This is a genomic window from Flavobacterium sp. DW-iso2 (assembly GCF_058725285.1).
The window spans coordinates 1-16,718 of record NZ_JBZXDY010000026.1; the positions used below are offsets into that span (position 1 = coordinate 1).

17 protein-coding genes and 2 tRNA genes are annotated in these 16,718 nt (G+C 35.5%); 10 read left to right on the forward strand and 9 right to left on the reverse strand.

Annotation, left to right across the window (positions count from 1 at the left end; translation table 11 throughout):
• Positions 1–172 precede the first annotated feature (172 nt).
• The 7 genes from AC4PRO_RS14970 to idi form a co-directional block, all read right to left on the reverse strand.
• A tRNA-Thr gene (locus AC4PRO_RS14970) sits at positions 173–246 on the reverse strand.
• A 162-nt stretch (positions 247–408) separates the two neighbouring features.
• Positions 409–482: transfer RNA gene (locus AC4PRO_RS14975), tRNA-Thr, on the reverse strand.
• Positions 483–560: 78 nt separating this feature from the next.
• Positions 561–827 carry a hypothetical protein gene (locus tag AC4PRO_RS14980; RefSeq protein ID WP_074724488.1) on the reverse strand — a complete coding sequence of 89 codons (267 nt, stop codon included), beginning with the start codon at positions 825–827 and terminating at the stop codon, positions 561–563.
• A 57-nt stretch (positions 828–884) separates the two neighbouring features.
• Positions 885–1,853 (reverse strand): type I phosphomannose isomerase catalytic subunit, encoded by a 969-nt coding sequence (locus tag AC4PRO_RS14985; protein WP_492117920.1) that lies wholly within the window; start codon positions 1,851–1,853, stop codon positions 885–887.
• A 62-nt stretch (positions 1,854–1,915) separates the two neighbouring features.
• Complete coding sequence (locus AC4PRO_RS14990) at positions 1,916–2,374, reverse strand: peroxiredoxin (RefSeq protein ID WP_074724489.1); 459 nt, start codon at positions 2,372–2,374, stop codon at positions 1,916–1,918.
• Positions 2,374–2,784, reverse strand: a complete 411-nt coding sequence (locus AC4PRO_RS14995) for a 6-pyruvoyl trahydropterin synthase family protein (RefSeq protein ID WP_074724490.1) — start codon at positions 2,782–2,784, stop codon at positions 2,374–2,376. The genes AC4PRO_RS14990 and AC4PRO_RS14995 overlap by 1 nt, the downstream gene beginning before the upstream one ends.
• An 81-nt stretch (positions 2,785–2,865) precedes the next feature.
• A complete protein-coding gene (gene idi / locus AC4PRO_RS15000; RefSeq protein ID WP_074724491.1) occupies positions 2,866–3,393 on the reverse strand; it encodes an isopentenyl-diphosphate Delta-isomerase in 528 nt (175 codons plus the stop codon).
• 169 nt (positions 3,394–3,562) lie between these two features.
• Between idi and AC4PRO_RS15005 the strand changes: the two genes are divergently transcribed.
• The 4 genes from AC4PRO_RS15005 to AC4PRO_RS15020 all read left to right on the forward strand — a co-directional run bounded on the left by AC4PRO_RS15005 (position 3,563) and on the right by AC4PRO_RS15020 (position 8,677).
• Positions 3,563–4,024, forward strand: coding sequence for a GNAT family N-acetyltransferase (locus tag AC4PRO_RS15005; protein ID WP_492117921.1), 462 nt, complete (start codon positions 3,563–3,565; stop codon positions 4,022–4,024).
• 317 nt (positions 4,025–4,341) lie between these two features.
• A complete protein-coding gene (msrB, locus tag AC4PRO_RS15010; RefSeq protein ID WP_492117922.1) occupies positions 4,342–4,791 on the forward strand; it encodes a peptide-methionine (R)-S-oxide reductase MsrB in 450 nt (149 codons plus the stop codon).
• A gap of 378 nt (positions 4,792–5,169) precedes the next feature.
• Positions 5,170–7,632, forward strand: coding sequence for a PAS domain-containing hybrid sensor histidine kinase/response regulator (locus AC4PRO_RS15015; protein ID WP_492117923.1), 2,463 nt, complete (start codon positions 5,170–5,172; stop codon positions 7,630–7,632).
• Between the two features lie 88 nt (positions 7,633–7,720).
• Positions 7,721–8,677 (forward strand): quinone oxidoreductase family protein, encoded by a 957-nt coding sequence (locus tag AC4PRO_RS15020; RefSeq protein WP_492117924.1) that lies wholly within the window; start codon positions 7,721–7,723, stop codon positions 8,675–8,677.
• Positions 8,678–8,720: 43 nt separating this feature from the next.
• Here the strand turns inward: AC4PRO_RS15020 and AC4PRO_RS15025 are convergent, their stop codons facing one another.
• The gene (locus tag AC4PRO_RS15025) at positions 8,721–10,295 is read right to left on the reverse strand and encodes an NAD(P)/FAD-dependent oxidoreductase (protein ID WP_492117925.1); all 1,575 of its coding nucleotides are present in this window, start codon (positions 10,293–10,295) and stop codon (positions 8,721–8,723) included.
• Positions 10,296–10,453: 158 nt separating this feature from the next.
• Between AC4PRO_RS15025 and AC4PRO_RS15030 the strand changes: the two genes are divergently transcribed.
• Positions 10,454–10,702 carry a hypothetical protein gene (locus tag AC4PRO_RS15030; RefSeq protein WP_074724497.1) on the forward strand — a complete coding sequence of 83 codons (249 nt, stop codon included), beginning with the start codon at positions 10,454–10,456 and terminating at the stop codon, positions 10,700–10,702.
• Positions 10,703–10,912: 210 nt separating this feature from the next.
• Here the strand turns inward: AC4PRO_RS15030 and AC4PRO_RS15035 are convergent, their stop codons facing one another.
• Positions 10,913–13,108, reverse strand: coding sequence for a RecQ family ATP-dependent DNA helicase (locus AC4PRO_RS15035; protein WP_492117926.1), 2,196 nt, complete (start codon positions 13,106–13,108; stop codon positions 10,913–10,915).
• A gap of 95 nt (positions 13,109–13,203) precedes the next feature.
• On the opposite strand from AC4PRO_RS15035, the gene AC4PRO_RS15040 reads away from it, so the two are divergent.
• From AC4PRO_RS15040 to AC4PRO_RS15060, 5 genes are all read left to right on the forward strand, one after another.
• The gene (locus AC4PRO_RS15040; protein WP_492117927.1) at positions 13,204–14,169 is read left to right on the forward strand and encodes a KpsF/GutQ family sugar-phosphate isomerase; all 966 of its coding nucleotides are present in this window, start codon (positions 13,204–13,206) and stop codon (positions 14,167–14,169) included.
• Positions 14,169–14,975: a twin-arginine translocase subunit TatC gene (tatC, locus tag AC4PRO_RS15045; RefSeq protein WP_074724499.1), complete on the forward strand. Its 807-nt coding sequence runs from the start codon at positions 14,169–14,171 to the stop codon at positions 14,973–14,975. Before AC4PRO_RS15040 ends, tatC begins: the two co-directional genes overlap by 1 nt.
• Positions 14,976–14,977: 2 nt before the next feature.
• Complete coding sequence (locus tag AC4PRO_RS15050) at positions 14,978–15,331, forward strand: carboxymuconolactone decarboxylase family protein (protein ID WP_074724500.1); 354 nt, start codon at positions 14,978–14,980, stop codon at positions 15,329–15,331.
• 162 nt (positions 15,332–15,493) lie between these two features.
• Complete coding sequence (gene lptB / locus AC4PRO_RS15055; RefSeq protein ID WP_074724501.1) at positions 15,494–16,234, forward strand: LPS export ABC transporter ATP-binding protein; 741 nt, start codon at positions 15,494–15,496, stop codon at positions 16,232–16,234.
• Positions 16,235–16,475: 241 nt separating this feature from the next.
• Entirely contained in the window at positions 16,476–16,709 is a 234-nt protein-coding gene (locus AC4PRO_RS15060) for a DUF5808 domain-containing protein (RefSeq protein ID WP_074724502.1), read from the forward strand.
• The last annotated feature ends 9 nt before the right edge of the window (positions 16,710–16,718 follow it).

Genomic DNA, 16,718 nt, shown 5'->3' on the forward strand with positions numbered 1-16,718 from the left:
AATCACCTTGAACAGAGAAAAATAAAAACATTTTCGACTTAAACCTGATTTTTATTGCTCCACAGATTATCGACTTAATCCCAAGTCACTCCATCCTCCTTTACCTCATCTTCAAATCGAAAACACATTGCATAAAAAAACCACCTAACAAAAGTTAGATGGTTTTACGATGAGCCGGCGGAGGGACTCGAACCCACGACCTGCTGATTACAAATCAGCTGCTCTAGCCAACTGAGCTACGCTGGCGTCTCATTTCGGGTGCAAATATACAGCAGAATTTCAATTCTCCAAATAAAAACCCTATTTAATTTAAGATTATTTTTTCTATTCAAAAACTGGCAAAATGAGTAATCTCACTAGGCCTAAAATAAAAAAACCATCTAACAAAAGTTAGATGGTTTTACGATGAGCCGGCGGAGGGACTCGAACCCACGACCTGCTGATTACAAATCAGCTGCTCTAGCCAACTGAGCTACGCTGGCGTCTCATTACGGGTGCAAATATACAGATGAATTCGTGTTTTCCAAAACAAATCTGCTATTTTTTATCGTTTTTCTTGACTACAATTCGTTGATTTTAGCAATCAATTGATTTGCAGTTTGTTCCAATTCAACATTGATTTGTTTGAAGTGTGCTTTTTTATCTTCTACATTCTTAGCGTTCACTTTTGTGATCAAAACATCAAAAGCAGCGATAGCTTCGTCAATTAAATCATTAGTTTCAGTTGTTGGTTTTCCAGTAGTAGAAATCTCGAACAAGTAAACTGCTTCAATAATATCTCCTAATACGTAGTTGATGTCTTTTTTTAAGTTCTTAATATTTGCCATTTTATTTTTAATTTTAATTTGCGTCTGCAAAAGTACATATAATCTTTCTATTACTAACTATGAAATGTAAATTTCTAAAATTGAAGCTTTTCCACTGATTGCATAATAGTCCATCGCTGCAGGAATTAGTACTGTGTCTCCTTTTTTGTACTGATAGATATCCTTATTGTACTCTATTTCAAATGTTCCGTCAATACACATATATACCGTAAAACTATTTCCAGTCTTCGAAATGTTTATCGCATCTGTCAACGGAATAAAATTTGTCGTGAAATAAGGACAGTTTACAATTGTATTTGACTGATTTTCTTCCTCTAAATATTCTCTACGGGTATCTAGCTTGTGATAATTTATAGCTTCAACAGCTAAATCTAAATGCAACTCTCTGGTATTGCCCTGTGCATCTACCCGATTAAAGTCATAAATTCGATAAGTAATATCTGATGTTTGCTGAATCTCTGCCACTACTAATCCCGCACCTATAGCATGCACCGTTCCTGTTTCAAGAAAGAATACATCCCCTTCTTTTACTTCTACACTATCTAGGATAGAAACTAAGGTTTTACTTTCTACCTTTTCTAAAAATTCTTGTGCATTAGAATCTTCCTTGAAGCCAACAATTATCTCAGATCCTTCATCTGCTTGCATGATGTACCACATTTCTGTTTTTCCAAAAGAATTGTGCCTTTTCTTTGCCAAGGCATCATTGGGATGAACTTGAATTGATAAGTCTTCTCGAGCATCTAAATATTTAAAGAGTAATGGAAACTGCCTCCCAAAACGTTCATGAACGGCTGTCCCTAACATTTCATTTGGAGCTTCATCAATAACGTCGGTCAATAACTTCCCTTTCAAATCTCCATTAGCAATGACACTAACATCACCTTCAACGGTTGATAACTCCCAACTTTCTCCTGTTATATTTGACGTAATTGATTTATTGAGAACGGTTTTCAGTTTTTCTCCCCCCCAAATCCTCTCCTTTAATATGGGATTAAACTGTAATGGATATATTTTTTTACTCATTTTCATTTATTTTAAAAAAACAGCTTTCTCTGTTTTACAAATATATAATGCTATTTTCTGAATTAAGAAACTAGTTTTTTAACTGCTTCTAACGCTTTTGGAATATGTTTTGAAGCCATCATACTATCAAAAATCATTATTATTACTCCTTCTTTGTCGGTAACATAAGTCACTCTTCCCGGAAGCAAACCGAACATTCCAGATGGAACGCCAAAAAGTTTCCTAATTTTCTTATCGTGATCTGATAAAAGAATAAACGGCAATTTATACTGTTTGGAGAATTTTTGATGAGACTCGACACTATCACTACTAATTCCAATAACCTCAGCGCCTAAGTCTTTGAAGTCTTCATATTGATCTCTAAAGCTGCATGCCTGCGCGGTGCATCCTGGTGTATTGTCTTTAGGATAAAAATAAATGACTAATGGTTTTTGTCCAACTAATTTTTGACTGTTAAAGTCATTTCCATTGGTGTCTTTCGCTTTAAAATTCGGAATACTATCCCCTATTTTTAATTCCATTACTCTCCTTTATACGTTACGAAATTACGGGGAGTCTCATATAGAATGACTTCTAAATCAAATTCTGCCTTAATTCTCTTTCTTATTTTATTCCAAATAACCACGACTATATTCTCGGCTGTAGGATTGAGGTTTTCAAATTCGGGAACATCTACATTTAAATTTTTATGATCGAACTGATTCTCTACCTCGTCTTTAATGATATCCGATAAAATCTTTATATCCATGACATAACCAGTCTCAGGATCAATTTCACCAGTAACACCTACAATTAACTCATAGTTGTGTCCGTGATAATTAGGATTGTTGCATTTTCCAAAGACAGCATCATTTTTCTCGAAAGTCCAATCCTTACGATACAATCGATGTGCTGCGTTAAAATGAGCCTTTCTACTTATAGTTACTTTCATACTTATTTATAATTTAAACCTTTGCCTCCGTTAGAAATCACGAATGAATTTTGGATAAGCAAATTAAGGGTTAGGATAGTATTAAATTTTATGATCTTCCAAAAAATGATAGAATTCATCGAAAATTATTTTAAACCAAACGGTATAAATCTCAGGATGTTCTTGCATGTCATATTTCACTTCATCAATAGCCATCCATTTCCAGGCTTCTACCTCTTCTGGATTTATCAGTGGACTTTCATCATAATAACCAATCATGACATGATCAAGCTCATGCTCTGTTAAACCATTATCAAACGGAGCTTTGTATATAAAATGAAAAAGTTCTTTGAGTTCTGTTTTAAAACCCATTTCTTCAAACAATCGTCTACTCCCAGCCTCAATATTTGACTCCCCTTCCCTTTGATGACTACAACAGGTGTTTGTCCAAAGTAGCGGAGAATGATATTTTTGATGAGCACGCTGTTGCAGCATGATTTCATTTTTACTATTCAAAACAAAAACTGAAAAAGCACGATGTAAAACTGCTTTTTCATGCGCCTCTAACTTGGGCATCAATCCAATTTGCTCATCGTCCTTATTAACTAATATTACATTTTCTTCTATCATAATTATTTTTAGCGTTACAAAAATACACAAAAGTTAAATAATAGCGTATCCTTTAACGTTCTGTTTCGATTTGTTGAAGTTAAAACAATTCGTTGGAATTAGATCTGTATTCGATAAAAACCATTCGCAGATTCTTTCTTACTTTTGATAACCAAAAACCGCTATGATAATGAATAAAATAAATATCCGCAAAGCACGACTACAAGACTTGAAGTTACTTCTAGCATTTGAACAAGGAATCATTACTGCCGAACGCCCTTTTGACCCTACTTTAAAAGAGGGTAAAATTAATTATTACGACATCGAAATGATGATTAGCGCACCGCATATTGAAATACTCGTTGCTGAAATCGACTCTGAAATTGTAGGCTCCGGTTATGCTCGAATAGAAACAGCAAAACCCTATTTGAATCACGACAGTTACGCTTATCTAGGATTTATGTATACGGATCCCAAATACAGAGGAAAGGGAATCAATGCAATTATTATTAATACCCTAAAAGAATGGTGTCAGTCTCAAAACATAACAGAAATGAGGTTAGATGTCTATAATGATAATCCCTCGGCAATTAGAGCTTATGAAAAAGTGGGATTTAAAAAACATTTAGTTAACATGAGAACAGGATTATAAGAATTAGTCAGCAGCAAAATCAAAAACACTTTCTATCCATAAATAACAATAGTTAAAACTTATATAAATAGCTGTTAATACCCAAAGTATAACACACCACAAAGCAGAATCGATGCTTATATTTGTTACAAACAATAAAATAAAACCATTAACTATCAAAACGGCATACTAAAACAGGTGTCCCTACCCCAAACGACTAGCACTTACACATGAAAAGAATAGCAATTATGAGCTCTATATTTTTGCTTCAGTTACTTCTATCTATTACCTACGGCCAAACAGCGGAAAAGCAAACTAAACTACAAAAATCAAAAACTATGGAAAATAAAATTAGCAAACCGGAAAACCCATTTTATTCTAATACAGATACCACAGAACTACATCTGACGGATGCCGAGTGGAAAAAAGTATTACCCGAAGATGTGTATGAAGTAACTAGAAATGCCGATACCGAAAGACCTTTTACAGGAAAATTTTGGAACACAGATGAAAAAGGAACCTATTACTGTGCGGCCTGCGGTAACAAATTATTTCGTTCTGGAGCCAAATTTTCAAGTAGCTGCGGTTGGCCGAGTTTTTTCGAACAAGACAATAAAAACAGTGTTATTTATAAAAAAGACAACTCGCTAGGCATGGAGCGAATTGAAGCCCTTTGTGGAAGATGTGATGGTCATTTAGGTCATCTTTTTGATGATGGCCCTGCTCCCACGGGAAAAAGATACTGCATGAATTCTATAGCCCTTGACTTTATACCTGATACAGAATAACAAATTCAAAACAATTCCAATCATTTCATGGACAAGTTGAAAAACAACGAACAATCTTGTTTTTCGACTTGCTTTCATGCATTGAAATTAAAGATAGTGAATTAATCGCAACCAATAATAGTGGCTGAAAAAATATTACACCTATAATAATACCTTTAAATTTTTACTAAAAAAAGGAATAGTTCCGCTAAAAGAAATCATTTTATAAGCCAAAATCGCAAACTACAATTTAGTTTTATCCGCATGATTTACTACCAAATAATTAAATAATATCGCATCGTTTTTTTTATATCTTTACCTGATTTTTATTAAAAAAGGAATCTTAAATTATTACGATTTAAAAGCATAAAAATACCGCAGTATTTAATTTAATATTCTATGGATAGTAGCGACTACATCAGCCTATTTGAACAATCTCCAGCGCTATTACTAGTGTTAGATTCCCATTTTAATATAATTACTATCTCTGATGCCTATTTAAAAGCTACAATGACTGAACGGGCAGATGTTGTAAACAAAAGCATTTTTGATGTGTTTCCTGATAATCCCACAAACAAATCGTCAGACGTACTGAATAAGTTACGGACTTCTTTAAATCGCGTACTTCAGTATCATGTTGCCGATAAAATGGACATTCAAAAACATGATATTAGAAGACGCCAATCAGAAGGTGGTGAATTTGAAGAACGCTACTGGAGTGTTGTTAACTCACCATTGCTAGACAAAAATAATAATGTGAATTACATCATTCAGATGATTGAAGATGTGACTGAAAATAAAGAACTGAAAACTCATATTGCACTATTAGCAGAATCATACGAATATTCTGAAGAAATTATTGCGACGATCAATGAACCCATGTTGATACTCAATGAAGACTTAGAAATCAAATCGGCCAGTAAATCTTTTTGTAAAGAATATTCCATCCGTAAAGACGAGGCCGAAGGAATTGCTCTATTCGACCTAAACAGCAAGCAATGGGACATCCCAGAATTACGTCTACTGATTCAAAACATTTTTACTACTGAATTAAGTTCTCAGGATCTAGAAGTTACTCATCATTTTTCTGATGTAGGTGAAAAAACAATATTATTTAATGCTAAAAGCATTTATCAAAAAACACATGGAGAGCAATTAATCCTTTTGGCAATCAAAGATATTTCTGAAGTACGGCGATTATCCGTTGAACTTCAATTGAAAGAAAAAAAAGCATGGGAGAAACAGCGTGAGACTGAAAAAAAAGCATCGAAAAAAATTGAAGATAGTGAGAAACGCTATAATATGTTGCTTACTAAATCCCCTTTTGCCATAGCAATATTAAAAGGTGAAAAGATGGTAGTTACTTTAGCAAATGACAGTATCAAAAACATGTGGGGAAAGGGTAATGACGTCGAAGGAAAAGAATTTACCACTATTTTACCTGAACTTAAGGATAAGGAATTTCCTGTATTGTTGAATAAGGTCTACACCACAGGAATTCCATTTTACGGAAATGAACTTTTGGCGCCTTTACTTCGCAATGGCCAATTAGAGCAGGCTTATTTTAACTTTGTATATCAGCCTTATTATGAGGCAGACAAAACGATATCGGGAGTAACCATAATCGCCTACGAAGTAACCGAACAAGTCTTGGCAAAAAACGCATTAATTGAATCAAAAATTAATGCAGAGCACAAAACACTTATTGCAGAAGAAGCCGTGAGGTCAAAGCAGCAATTTTTGTCAAATATGAGCCATGAGATTAGAACTCCAATGAATGCGATTATTGGATTTACCAATGTCGTTTTAAAGACAGAGTTAAATCAATCTCAAACCGAATATATTACTGCCATAAAAGAATCAGGAGATGCTTTAATTATTTTAATTAATGACATCTTAGACATCGCAAAGGTAGATGCTGGAATGATGAGCTTTGAGAAAACGGCTTTTAAACTATCGAAGTCCATTTCTGCGACGCTTCATCTTTTTGAACAAAAGATGTTGGAAAAAAACATAGCGCTATCCCATAACTATGATCCAGCTATCCCTAAACTTTTGATTGGGGATCCAATGCGTTTGCGTCAAATTATTTTAAATTTAATGAGTAACGCTCTTAAATTTACTTCAAAAGGAAAAATAAGCGTAAACACGCGCCTGTTGAACGAGGATACTGAATCTTGTACCATTGAAATTCTAGTAACCGACACGGGCATTGGAATTGCTCAAGACAGACTCGCACACATCTTTAAAAATTTCGAACAGGCTACAAAAGCAATTAGTAATTCTTATGGAGGAACAGGGCTCGGTCTTGCTATCGTTAAGCAATTGGTCGAAATGCAAGGAGGAACAATAATAGCATTTAGTGAAGAAGGAAAAGGATCCTCTTTTGGGTTTACAATGAATTTTATGAAACCGAACCCAAAAGAAATCGCAAGCGCCACCGAACTGGCAACGATAGGACTTGATATTTCCAAAGAATCAACGACCAAAGGAATAAAAGTATTAGTTGTCGAAGACGTAATCTTAAATCAACTTTTAATAAAAATAGTATTATTGGATTTCGGATTTGATATTGATATGGCTGACAATGGCCAGATTGCTGTCGATTTACTTCAAAAAAATGACTATGATATCGTTTTAATGGACTTACAAATGCCAATAATGAATGGTTTTGAGACTACTTCATACATCCGTAATGTTCTGAATTCTAAAATTCCAATTATTGCCCTTACTGCTGACGTCACCACTGCCGACGTAGAAAAATGCATCTCAGTAGGAATGAATGATTACGTATCCAAACCAATTGATGAAAAATTATTGTATGACAAAATCCACAAACATCTTTTAAAAAAAATAAATTAGCTAACATCAATTATATCTTTTTTATGATTTTAGAAAACCGTACTGATTTTTAATTCACTTTACCTTTCAAAGAAATACAATATTAAATATGAAAGCACTTACTTTCGCAACATTTGGCGATTCAGATGTTCTTGAATATACCGACATACCAACACCAACACTTAAAAAAAATGAAATTCTAGTCGAAATGCGTGCGATAGGATTAAATTATGCAGATGTGTACCGCCGAAAAGGAAATTATCATTTAAAAGGAAATCCTCCTTTTATTGCAGGTTACGAAGGTGCAGGTGTAGTGGTTAATTCAAACAATACTAAGTTCAATGTTGGAGATCGTATTGCATTTGCTGATGTCCCCTTCGCTAATGCAGAATTGGTAGCCGTTCAAATTGAACATGCTATTCCTTTACCAGATGCCATTAGTTTCGAAACCGCCGCCACCATTCTTCTTCAAGGATTAACCGCTCATTATTTAGCGACTGACAGTCATAAAACACAAAAAGGAGAAACTGTACTCATCCATGCTTCAGCGGGAGGAGTCGGTCAGTTTTTGACTCAAATCAGCAAATTATTAGGCGCCTCCGTTATTGGTCTAACCTCATCAGCATCTAAAGCAGAAATGGCTTTAAAAAACGGAGCTAACAAAGTGTTTTTATATTCTGAAGACTGGAAATCTAAGGTATTATCATACTGTCCCAATGGAGTAGATGTAGTTTACGACAGTGTAGGCAGCACATTAAGTGATAGTTTTGAAGTAACCAAAACTTGTGGACAAGTAGTATTTTTTGGTATGGCAGGCGGAGATCCAGATTTTATCAACCCAAGAATGTTAATGGACACTTCAAAAACCTTAACCGGTGGTGATTTATGGAGCTATTTAACATCTAAAAAACAACGCATTAAAAGAGCCCATCAATTGTTTGACTGGATTAGCAGCAATAAAATTACTATTGCAACTCCTACTACCTTTAAATTATCTGAAGGTAAAAAAGCACATGATTTCTTGGAAAGCAGAAAAAGTACTGGGAAAATAATTCTTATTCCTTAATTAGAAAGAACAACTAAAAATACCAACCTCGATTTATATAAAATTAAATCGAGGTTTTTTTACGTAGACTTTCGCCAATCATCAAGGCACATTTCTCGCCATCAATAGCAGCCGAAATAATTCCGCCCGCATAACCTGCTCCTTCTCCACAAGGATACAATCCTTTTATCTGTAGATGTTCGTAAGTAATTGGGTCTCTTGGGATTCGTACAGGTGACGATGTTCTTGATTCTGGTGCATGCAATATCGCGTCGTTAGTCAAATACCCACGCATGGATTTCCCAAATTCAGAAAAGCCCTCCCTTAAAATCTGAGTTAAAAAACCTGGAAAAACTTGACCCATTTCTACTGATGTAGTTCCAGGAACATAAGAGGTTTTCGGAATTTCCGAAGAAACTTTACTTTGTGTAAAATCAATCATGCGTTGCGCGGGAACTTTTTGGCTTTCCCCAGCCAAATGCCATGCTTTTTGCTCGATACTTTTTTGAAACTCCATTCCGGCAAGAGCTCCATATTTTGCGAAAGGCTTAAAATCTTCCAGCTTCAATTCGACTACAATACCAGAATTTGCCGTTGCCTGATCTCTTTTTGAAGGAGACCAACCATTGGTCACTACTTCACCAGGACTTGTCGCACAAGGCGCGATTACACCTCCGGGACACATACAAAAGGAATACATGCCTCTACCTCCTACTTGCTTTACAATACTATAAGGTGCTGGCGGCAATAGTTCTCCACGATAATCACAGCTATACTGAATACTGTCAATTAAGGATTGCGGATGCTCTGCTCTAACGCCCAAGGCAAAAGGTTTCGCCTCAATAAATATCTTTTTCCTATCTAATAATTCAAAAATATCTCTTGCAGAATGCCCCGTAGCCAAAATCATTTTATTGGCTAAAATCGTATCTCCCTTTTGGGTTACGATTCCTTGAACTTCATTATTTTTCACTAAAACATCAGTCACACGGGTTTCGAACAGCACTTGCCCGCCACACTCGATGATTTTCTCTCGAATATCCTGAATAATTTGAGGTAATTTATTGGTTCCAATGTGTGGATGTGCTTCTATTAAAATATCTGGAGTAGCGCCATACGCCACTAATAATTCCAAAATTCGAGTTACATCACCTCTTTTTTTAGATCGTGTGTATAATTTTCCGTCAGAATACGTTCCTGCTCCGCCTTCTCCAAAGCAATAATTAGAATCTTCATTTACAAGATGATCTACATTGATCGCCTTCAAGTCACGACGGCGGCCACGAACATCTTTCCCTCTTTCGATCACTATTGGCTTTAAGCCCAATTCAATAAGCTGCAAGGCGGCAAAAAGTCCGGCAGGCCCAGCCCCAACAACAATTACTTCTTGAGCGTTTGCTACATTTCCGTAATCAGGAAGTTGTATTTTATTTTCTTCAAAAGGCTCTCCTTTCAAATAAACCGTCACTTTCAGATTGATTTTAATTGCTTTTTGACGTGCATCAATAGAACGCTTTAAAATAGAAACATGCTGAATTTCTTTTGGAGAAATCTTTAGCAGCTTTCCAAGGTATTCCTTTAGGTACATTTCGTTTGCAGCAATTTCCGGAGAGACTTGTAATAGGTGTTCTTGAGGCATTTTTGAGTGATAATTCGGTTATCTATTCCTTGTCTTTATCGAAAAACAAAGTGCAAAAATAGTATTTTGAAGTGGATTTGATTGTTTGTTTTGTCGGTAATTGTTTTTCGTCTTCTAAACTTTGTAACTTTGCCTCTTGAACCTTATACTAATTTAGCATGTCTAGACAAATAAAACTAATATGGGATTTCCGTGGCCCTGCTTCGGCAAAAACTGCTGAACATCACGAAATTCACTTAAAAGAATATATAGCAATAGAAAAATTGCCTTTAAATATTACCGGTTTTACAATTCAAGGCGAAATGCAGGCTATTGCTTTTATGGTCGTTACTGATGAAAACATGATTCAAGTACGTGATGCCTTGAAACCACATCGTGGTGAACTTTATGAAGAAAGTAATCAGTAGTCAGTAATTAGTATTCAGTTTACTGTATTTCTGAACACTGAAAACTAGTTTGTCATTCTGAGGAACGAAGAATCTCATCAAGCTGCTCACCTAACGGTGATTCCTCCTTCGTCAGAATGACAAGTTTGCGGATATGTTTTATCAGGATTTTCAAAAGTCAAATAGCACCAGAATCTCTGAATACTGAACACTGTAAACTGAATACTTTTTTTAATTCGCGACTTCGCTGATAAATTTTATTCGCATTAAGCGCAATTCATCAATGTCGTAATCCCCTTCAAATTCTTTTAAGGCCCCTTCTATCTTATCTGATTCTGATTCCATAAAATAATCATAAATCTCCTCTTGCTGCTCATCATCAAGCATTTCATCGACCCAATATTTGATATTCAATTTAGTCCCTGAATAGACAATTTGCTCCATTTCCTTAAGCAAGGCTTCCATTGTCAACCCTTTCGCTTTAGCGATATCATCTAAAGACAATTTTCTGTCGACATTTTGAATAATATATAATTTCATGGCTGACTTGATTCCTGTCGATTTTACAACCAAATCATCTGGCCGTATAATCTCATTATCTATCACATAACGATTTATTAATTCGACAAATTCGGCACCATATTTCTTCGCTTTTCCTTCTCCGACTCCATGAATATTTATCAATTCATGGAGAGAAATAGGATATTTTAAGGCCATATCTTCAAGTGAAGGGTCTTGAAAAACAACAAATGGCGGTACTCCCAGCTTTTTAGATGCTTTTTTACGCAAATCACGCAACATACCCATCAACACTTCATCTATTGCTCCCGAAGATTTAGATGCACTTACAATTGCTTCGTCTCCTGCTTCATTGTATTCATGATCTTCAGACATCATAAAAGAACTTGGTTTTTTAATAAAATCCAATCCTTTACCTGTTATTTTTACGATACCATAGGTTTCAATGTCTTTAGATAAATAGCCTCCCACAAGCACTTGTCTCAATAAGGCCATCCAATATTTCTCATCAAAAGCAACACCACAACCGAAAAAAGATTGAGAATCAGTTCTATGTGCTTTTATTACAGCATTGACTCTGCCAATTAAGGTAAAAACAATCTCTTTAGATTTATATAAATGCTTCGTATCTCGTACTACTTCTAGTAATTTCACAACCTGATCTTTGGCTTCTACTTTCGCTTTTGGATTTCTTACATTGTCATCCATATCAGCACCCTCACCAGTTTTACTGTCGAATTCCTCACCAAAATAATGGAGTAAAAACTTTCTTCTTGACATAGAAGTTTCTGCATAGGCCACTACTTCTTGTAGTAAAGCAAACCCAATTTCCTGTTCGGCAACCGGTTTACCAGACATAAATTTTTCTAGCTTTTCTACATCTTTATACGAATAGTAAGCCAGACAATGTCCTTCTCCACCGTCTCTACCGGCACGACCCGTTTCTTGATAATAACTTTCCAGTGATTTTGGAATATCATGATGAATTACAAAACGAACATCCGGTTTGTCAATTCCCATCCCAAAAGCAATTGTCGCCACCACTACATCTACATCTTCCATAAGAAACATGTCCTGATGTCTTGCACGTGTTTTTGCGTCTAATCCGGCATGATAAGGCACGGCACTAATTCCGTTGACTTGCAGCACTTGGGCGATTGCTTCCACTTTTTTACGGCTAAGGCAATAAATAATTCCAGACTTCCCTTTGTGCTGATTTATAAAACGAATAATATCTGATTCAACATTTTTTGTTTTTGTGCGTACCTCATAATATAGATTAGGCCTGTTAAATGATGCTTTAAAAGTAGTTGCATCACACATATCTAAATTTTTCAGAATATCTTCCTGCACTTTTGGAGTAGCGGTAGCGGTAAGACCAATGACTGGTACATCACCTAATTGTTTAATGATGTTTTTTAGATTTCTATATTCTGGCCTGAAATCATGCCCCCACTCGGAGATGCAATGCGCTTCATCAATAGCTACAAAAGATATGGTTACATTTTTAAGAAAGTTGACATTTTCCTCTTTTGTCAAAGATTCTGGCGCAACATAGAGCAGCTTCGTTAATCCAGAAGTAATATCCGCTTTAACTTGAGCAATTTCTGTTTTTGTCAGTGATGAGTTTAAAACATGGGCAATACCTCTTTCTGTAGATAAACTCCTAATGGCATCTACTTGGTTTTTCATTAAAGCAATCAAAGGAGAAACAACGATTGCTGTTCCTTCCTGAATTAAAGCGGGGAGTTGATAACAGAGCGATTTACCACCGCCTGTAGGCATAATTACAAATGTATTTTGTTTATTGAGTAAACTTTTAATCACCTGTTCTTGCAGCCCTTTAAATTGGCTAAAGCCAAAATATTTCTTTAATTCTTTATGGATATCAATTTCATTTGAATTCATTCTTTATTGTATGGTATTATGTGGTATTTTGTATAAATTTGCACCATATAAAGATACAACTTTCTTTTACACTCACAAATTTAAAATATTCTGTTTTGATTTCTAAAGAAAATATTTTGGCTATTGCCAAAAAAACCATACTTACTGAGAGTGAAGCTATTAAAAAACTGACAGACTTTCTTGACGAAAATTTCTCAAAAGCTACACAAGCAATTTACAATTCCAAGGGACGAGTAATCGTTACCGGAATAGGAAAAAGCGCCATCATTGCCCAGAAAATGGTCGCTACCTTTAATTCAACTGGGACGCCTTCTATGTTTCTTCATGCCTCTGAAGCCATTCATGGTGATTTAGGGATGGTACAAAATGAGGATATTATTATATGTATCTCCAAAAGCGGAAACAGTCCAGAAATAAAGGTTTTAGTCCCTCTTTTAAAGCGTTTTGGAAACACATTGATCGCCATAACTGGAAATACGACCTCTTTCCTTGCAAAAGGTTCTGATTTTGTGTTGAACACCACTGTAGAAAAAGAAGCTTGCCCGATTAACTTAGCGCCTACTAGCAGCACAACTGCACAGCTTGTTATGGGTGATGCTATTGCAGTTTGCCTAATGGAAATCAGAAATTTTAAACCAGAGGATTTTGCTAAATATCATCCTGGAGGTGCTTTGGGCAAAAAATTATTACTCAAGGTTAAAGACATGTTAGAGCATACTTTAAAACCAATGGTTTCACCTGATACCCCAATCAAAAAAGTTATTTTTGAAATCTCAGAGAAACGCCTTGGTGTTACCGCAGTTATTGAAAACGATAAAGTTATCGGAATTATAACCGATGGTGACATACGAAGAATGTTGAACGAAAGAGATTCATTTTCAGAATTAACTGCGAAGGACATTATGACTAAAAATCCAAAATTAATTCAATCCAACGATATGGTTGTTGACGCATTGAATATTCTCGAAGATTTCTCTATTACACAATTAGTCGTGGTAGACCACGGCGAGTACAAAGGCGTTTTACATCTACACGATATTTTAAAAGAAGGAATAGCATAATGGCAAAGAAAAACCAAAACGAAATGTCGTTTTTAGATCATCTTGAAGATTTAAGATGGTTATTAGTACGTAGTACAATAGCAATAATAATTATGGCTTTTGCCACTTATTTTTTTAGTGATTACTTATTTGACACCATTATATTTGGGCCCACCAGACCTTCATTCTTTACCTATCATTTTTTCTGTGACCTATCCCATTCATTGGGATTTGCAGATAGTATTTGTATTACTGAAATGCCGTTTATCATTCAGAATACGGAGATGGAAGGACAAGTAAATGTATTTATCTGGGTCTGTATTCTGGCCGGTTTTATTCTAAGTTTCCCTTATATCTTATGGGAAATATGGAAATTTATCAGTCCTGCACTTTATGTAAACGAAAAGAAAAACGCCAAAGCATTCATCTTTTTTTCATCACTACTTTTCTTTATCGGAGTATTATTTGGCTATTTTGTAGTGATTCCCATGTCAGTAAACTTCGTCGCTACCTTTACAGTCAGTCCTGTAGTACTCAATCAGTTTACACTAGATTCCTATATCGGAATGGTAAAAACATCTGTGCTGGCAAGTGGATTGTTTTTTGAATTACCTATTATCATCTATTTCTTGACAAAACTAGGACTTGTAAGCCCTGAATTTTTAAGAACCTATAGAAAATATGCAATTGTACTTGTTCTTATTATAGCTGCCATCGTAACGCCGCCAGATGTAGTAAGCCAAACTATTGTTGCGATTCCAATGTTACTAATCTATGAAGCAAGTATCTTTATCTCGGTATTTGTATCTAAAAATAAAAAAGAATAATTATGGCTGCTATTATTGAAGAATTTAATGAATACCGTTCTAGAATGAACGAAAAATTACTGGCTGACAACAACAAAATAGTGAAACGTATTTTCAACCTTGACACTAATGCGTATGCTGCTGGTGCTCTTGATGTGAAAACAAAAGAACTATTGGGCCTAGTAGCTTCGGCTGTTTTACGTTGTGACGATTGTGTAAAATACCATTTGGAAACCAGTCATAAAATTGGAGTAACGAAAGACGAAATGATGGAAGCAATGGGAATTGCAACCTTAGTTGGTGGAACCATCGTAGTACCTCATTTACGTAGAGCGTATGAGTTCTGGGAAGCATTAGAAGAAACCACAACAAAATAACACTCTTCTTTTTGATTAAAAAGTAGTTCCTGACCTTGTTAGGCCAATAACTAAACTCGGGAAGAAACTAAATAATTGTTAATAGGGTTATTTCTTAATTTGGTTATTCGTTTATTTGAAACGATTAACCAAATTAAACGATTAACGTTTAAACCAAAGCATATGATTTTAAGAGCTGAGAATTTAGTAAAAACATACAAAGGCAGAAGTGTCGTAAAGGGAATTTCGGTCGAAGTAAATCAAGGTGAAATCGTTGGTCTGCTAGGTCCTAACGGGGCTGGAAAAACAACTTCTTTCTATATGATTGTAGGATTGGTTAAACCAAATTCAGGTAACATTTATCTTGACGATTTAAATATTACCGACTATCCTATGTACAAAAGGGCGCAGCAAGGAATTGGCTATTTAGCACAAGAAGCCTCTGTTTTTAGAAAATTAAGCATCGAAGACAATATCTTGAGTGTTTTACAACTAACTACCCTTTCTAAAGAAGAGCAAGTTGCCAAAATGGAAAGCCTAATCGATGAATTTAGTTTAGAGCACATCCGCACAAATCGGGGTGATTTACTGTCTGGAGGAGAACGTCGTCGTACCGAAATTGCACGATGCCTAGCTACCGACCCTAAATTTATCCTGCTGGACGAACCTTTTGCTGGTGTCGATCCCGTTGCCGTTGAAGACATTCAAAGAATTGTAGCGCAATTAAAAAATAAAAATATCGGAATTCTCATCACGGATCACAACGTACAGGAAACCTTAGCTATTACTGATAAAACTTACCTTATGTTTGAAGGAGGAATTCTAAAAGCAGGAGTGCCAGAAGAATTAGTAGAAGATGAAATGGTACGTCGCGTGTACCTAGGACAGAATTTCGAATTGAGAAAGAAAAAAATCGAGTTTTAAAGACCTCCCCCCCCGATCCCTCCGAAGGAGGGGTGACTGGATGTTACAAAAAAACGCTATTAAGAATAATTGAGCAAGGAAGGCTCTCGATACTCTCGCCCCCTTCCGAAGCACTAAACTATAGAACTACTAAAAGCTATTGAGTACATTTCTTGATTCTTATGAAGCTTAGGAACAAATATATTTTCCTTGACACAACTTTAGCAACCAAAAAATTCTTAATCTAAAAACTAACCCTACAATGAATCAAAACGAAAAACCAAGCAAAGAAACTTTAGAGAAATGGCACAAAGACCCTAACAATTGGAAGTTGGGAATCTTTTATTACAACAAAGAAGACAAACGAATTTTACCACCAAAAAGAATGGCTTGGGCTGGATGGACTGTCAATTTTGCAAATGCGATTTCAGTAGCCGTATTTATAATTGTACTAATCATTATAATTGGAATTACTTTTTTCGCTCCAAAAAAATAATCCTAATCT

What these genes read in the sequence shown, in the direction of transcription:
- AC4PRO_RS14980 (WP_074724488.1), bottom strand. Translation starts at nt 827, where the DNA reads ATGGCAAATATTAAGAACTTAAAAAAAGACATCAACTACGTATTAGGA.
- AC4PRO_RS14985 (WP_492117920.1), bottom strand. Translation starts at nt 1,853, where the DNA reads ATGAGTAAAAAAATATATCCATTACAGTTTAATCCCATATTAAAGGAG.
- AC4PRO_RS14990 (WP_074724489.1), bottom strand. Translation starts at nt 2,374, where the DNA reads ATGGAATTAAAAATAGGGGATAGTATTCCGAATTTTAAAGCGAAAGAC.
- AC4PRO_RS14995 (WP_074724490.1), bottom strand. Translation starts at nt 2,784, where the DNA reads ATGAAAGTAACTATAAGTAGAAAGGCTCATTTTAACGCAGCACATCGA.
- idi (WP_074724491.1), bottom strand. Translation starts at nt 3,393, where the DNA reads ATGATAGAAGAAAATGTAATATTAGTTAATAAGGACGATGAGCAAATT.
- AC4PRO_RS15005 (WP_492117921.1), top strand. Translation starts at nt 3,563, where the DNA reads ATGAATAAAATAAATATCCGCAAAGCACGACTACAAGACTTGAAGTTA.
- msrB (WP_492117922.1), top strand. Translation starts at nt 4,342, where the DNA reads ATGGAAAATAAAATTAGCAAACCGGAAAACCCATTTTATTCTAATACA.
- AC4PRO_RS15015 (WP_492117923.1), top strand. Translation starts at nt 5,170, where the DNA reads ATGGATAGTAGCGACTACATCAGCCTATTTGAACAATCTCCAGCGCTA.
- AC4PRO_RS15020 (WP_492117924.1), top strand. Translation starts at nt 7,721, where the DNA reads ATGAAAGCACTTACTTTCGCAACATTTGGCGATTCAGATGTTCTTGAA.
- AC4PRO_RS15025 (WP_492117925.1), bottom strand. Translation starts at nt 10,295, where the DNA reads ATGCCTCAAGAACACCTATTACAAGTCTCTCCGGAAATTGCTGCAAAC.
- AC4PRO_RS15030 (WP_074724497.1), top strand. Translation starts at nt 10,454, where the DNA reads ATGTCTAGACAAATAAAACTAATATGGGATTTCCGTGGCCCTGCTTCG.
- AC4PRO_RS15035 (WP_492117926.1), bottom strand. Translation starts at nt 13,108, where the DNA reads ATGAATTCAAATGAAATTGATATCCATAAAGAATTAAAGAAATATTTT.
- tatC (WP_074724499.1), top strand. Translation starts at nt 14,169, where the DNA reads ATGGCAAAGAAAAACCAAAACGAAATGTCGTTTTTAGATCATCTTGAA.
- AC4PRO_RS15050 (WP_074724500.1), top strand. Translation starts at nt 14,978, where the DNA reads ATGGCTGCTATTATTGAAGAATTTAATGAATACCGTTCTAGAATGAAC.
- lptB (WP_074724501.1), top strand. Translation starts at nt 15,494, where the DNA reads ATGATTTTAAGAGCTGAGAATTTAGTAAAAACATACAAAGGCAGAAGT.
- AC4PRO_RS15060 (WP_074724502.1), top strand. Translation starts at nt 16,476, where the DNA reads ATGAATCAAAACGAAAAACCAAGCAAAGAAACTTTAGAGAAATGGCAC.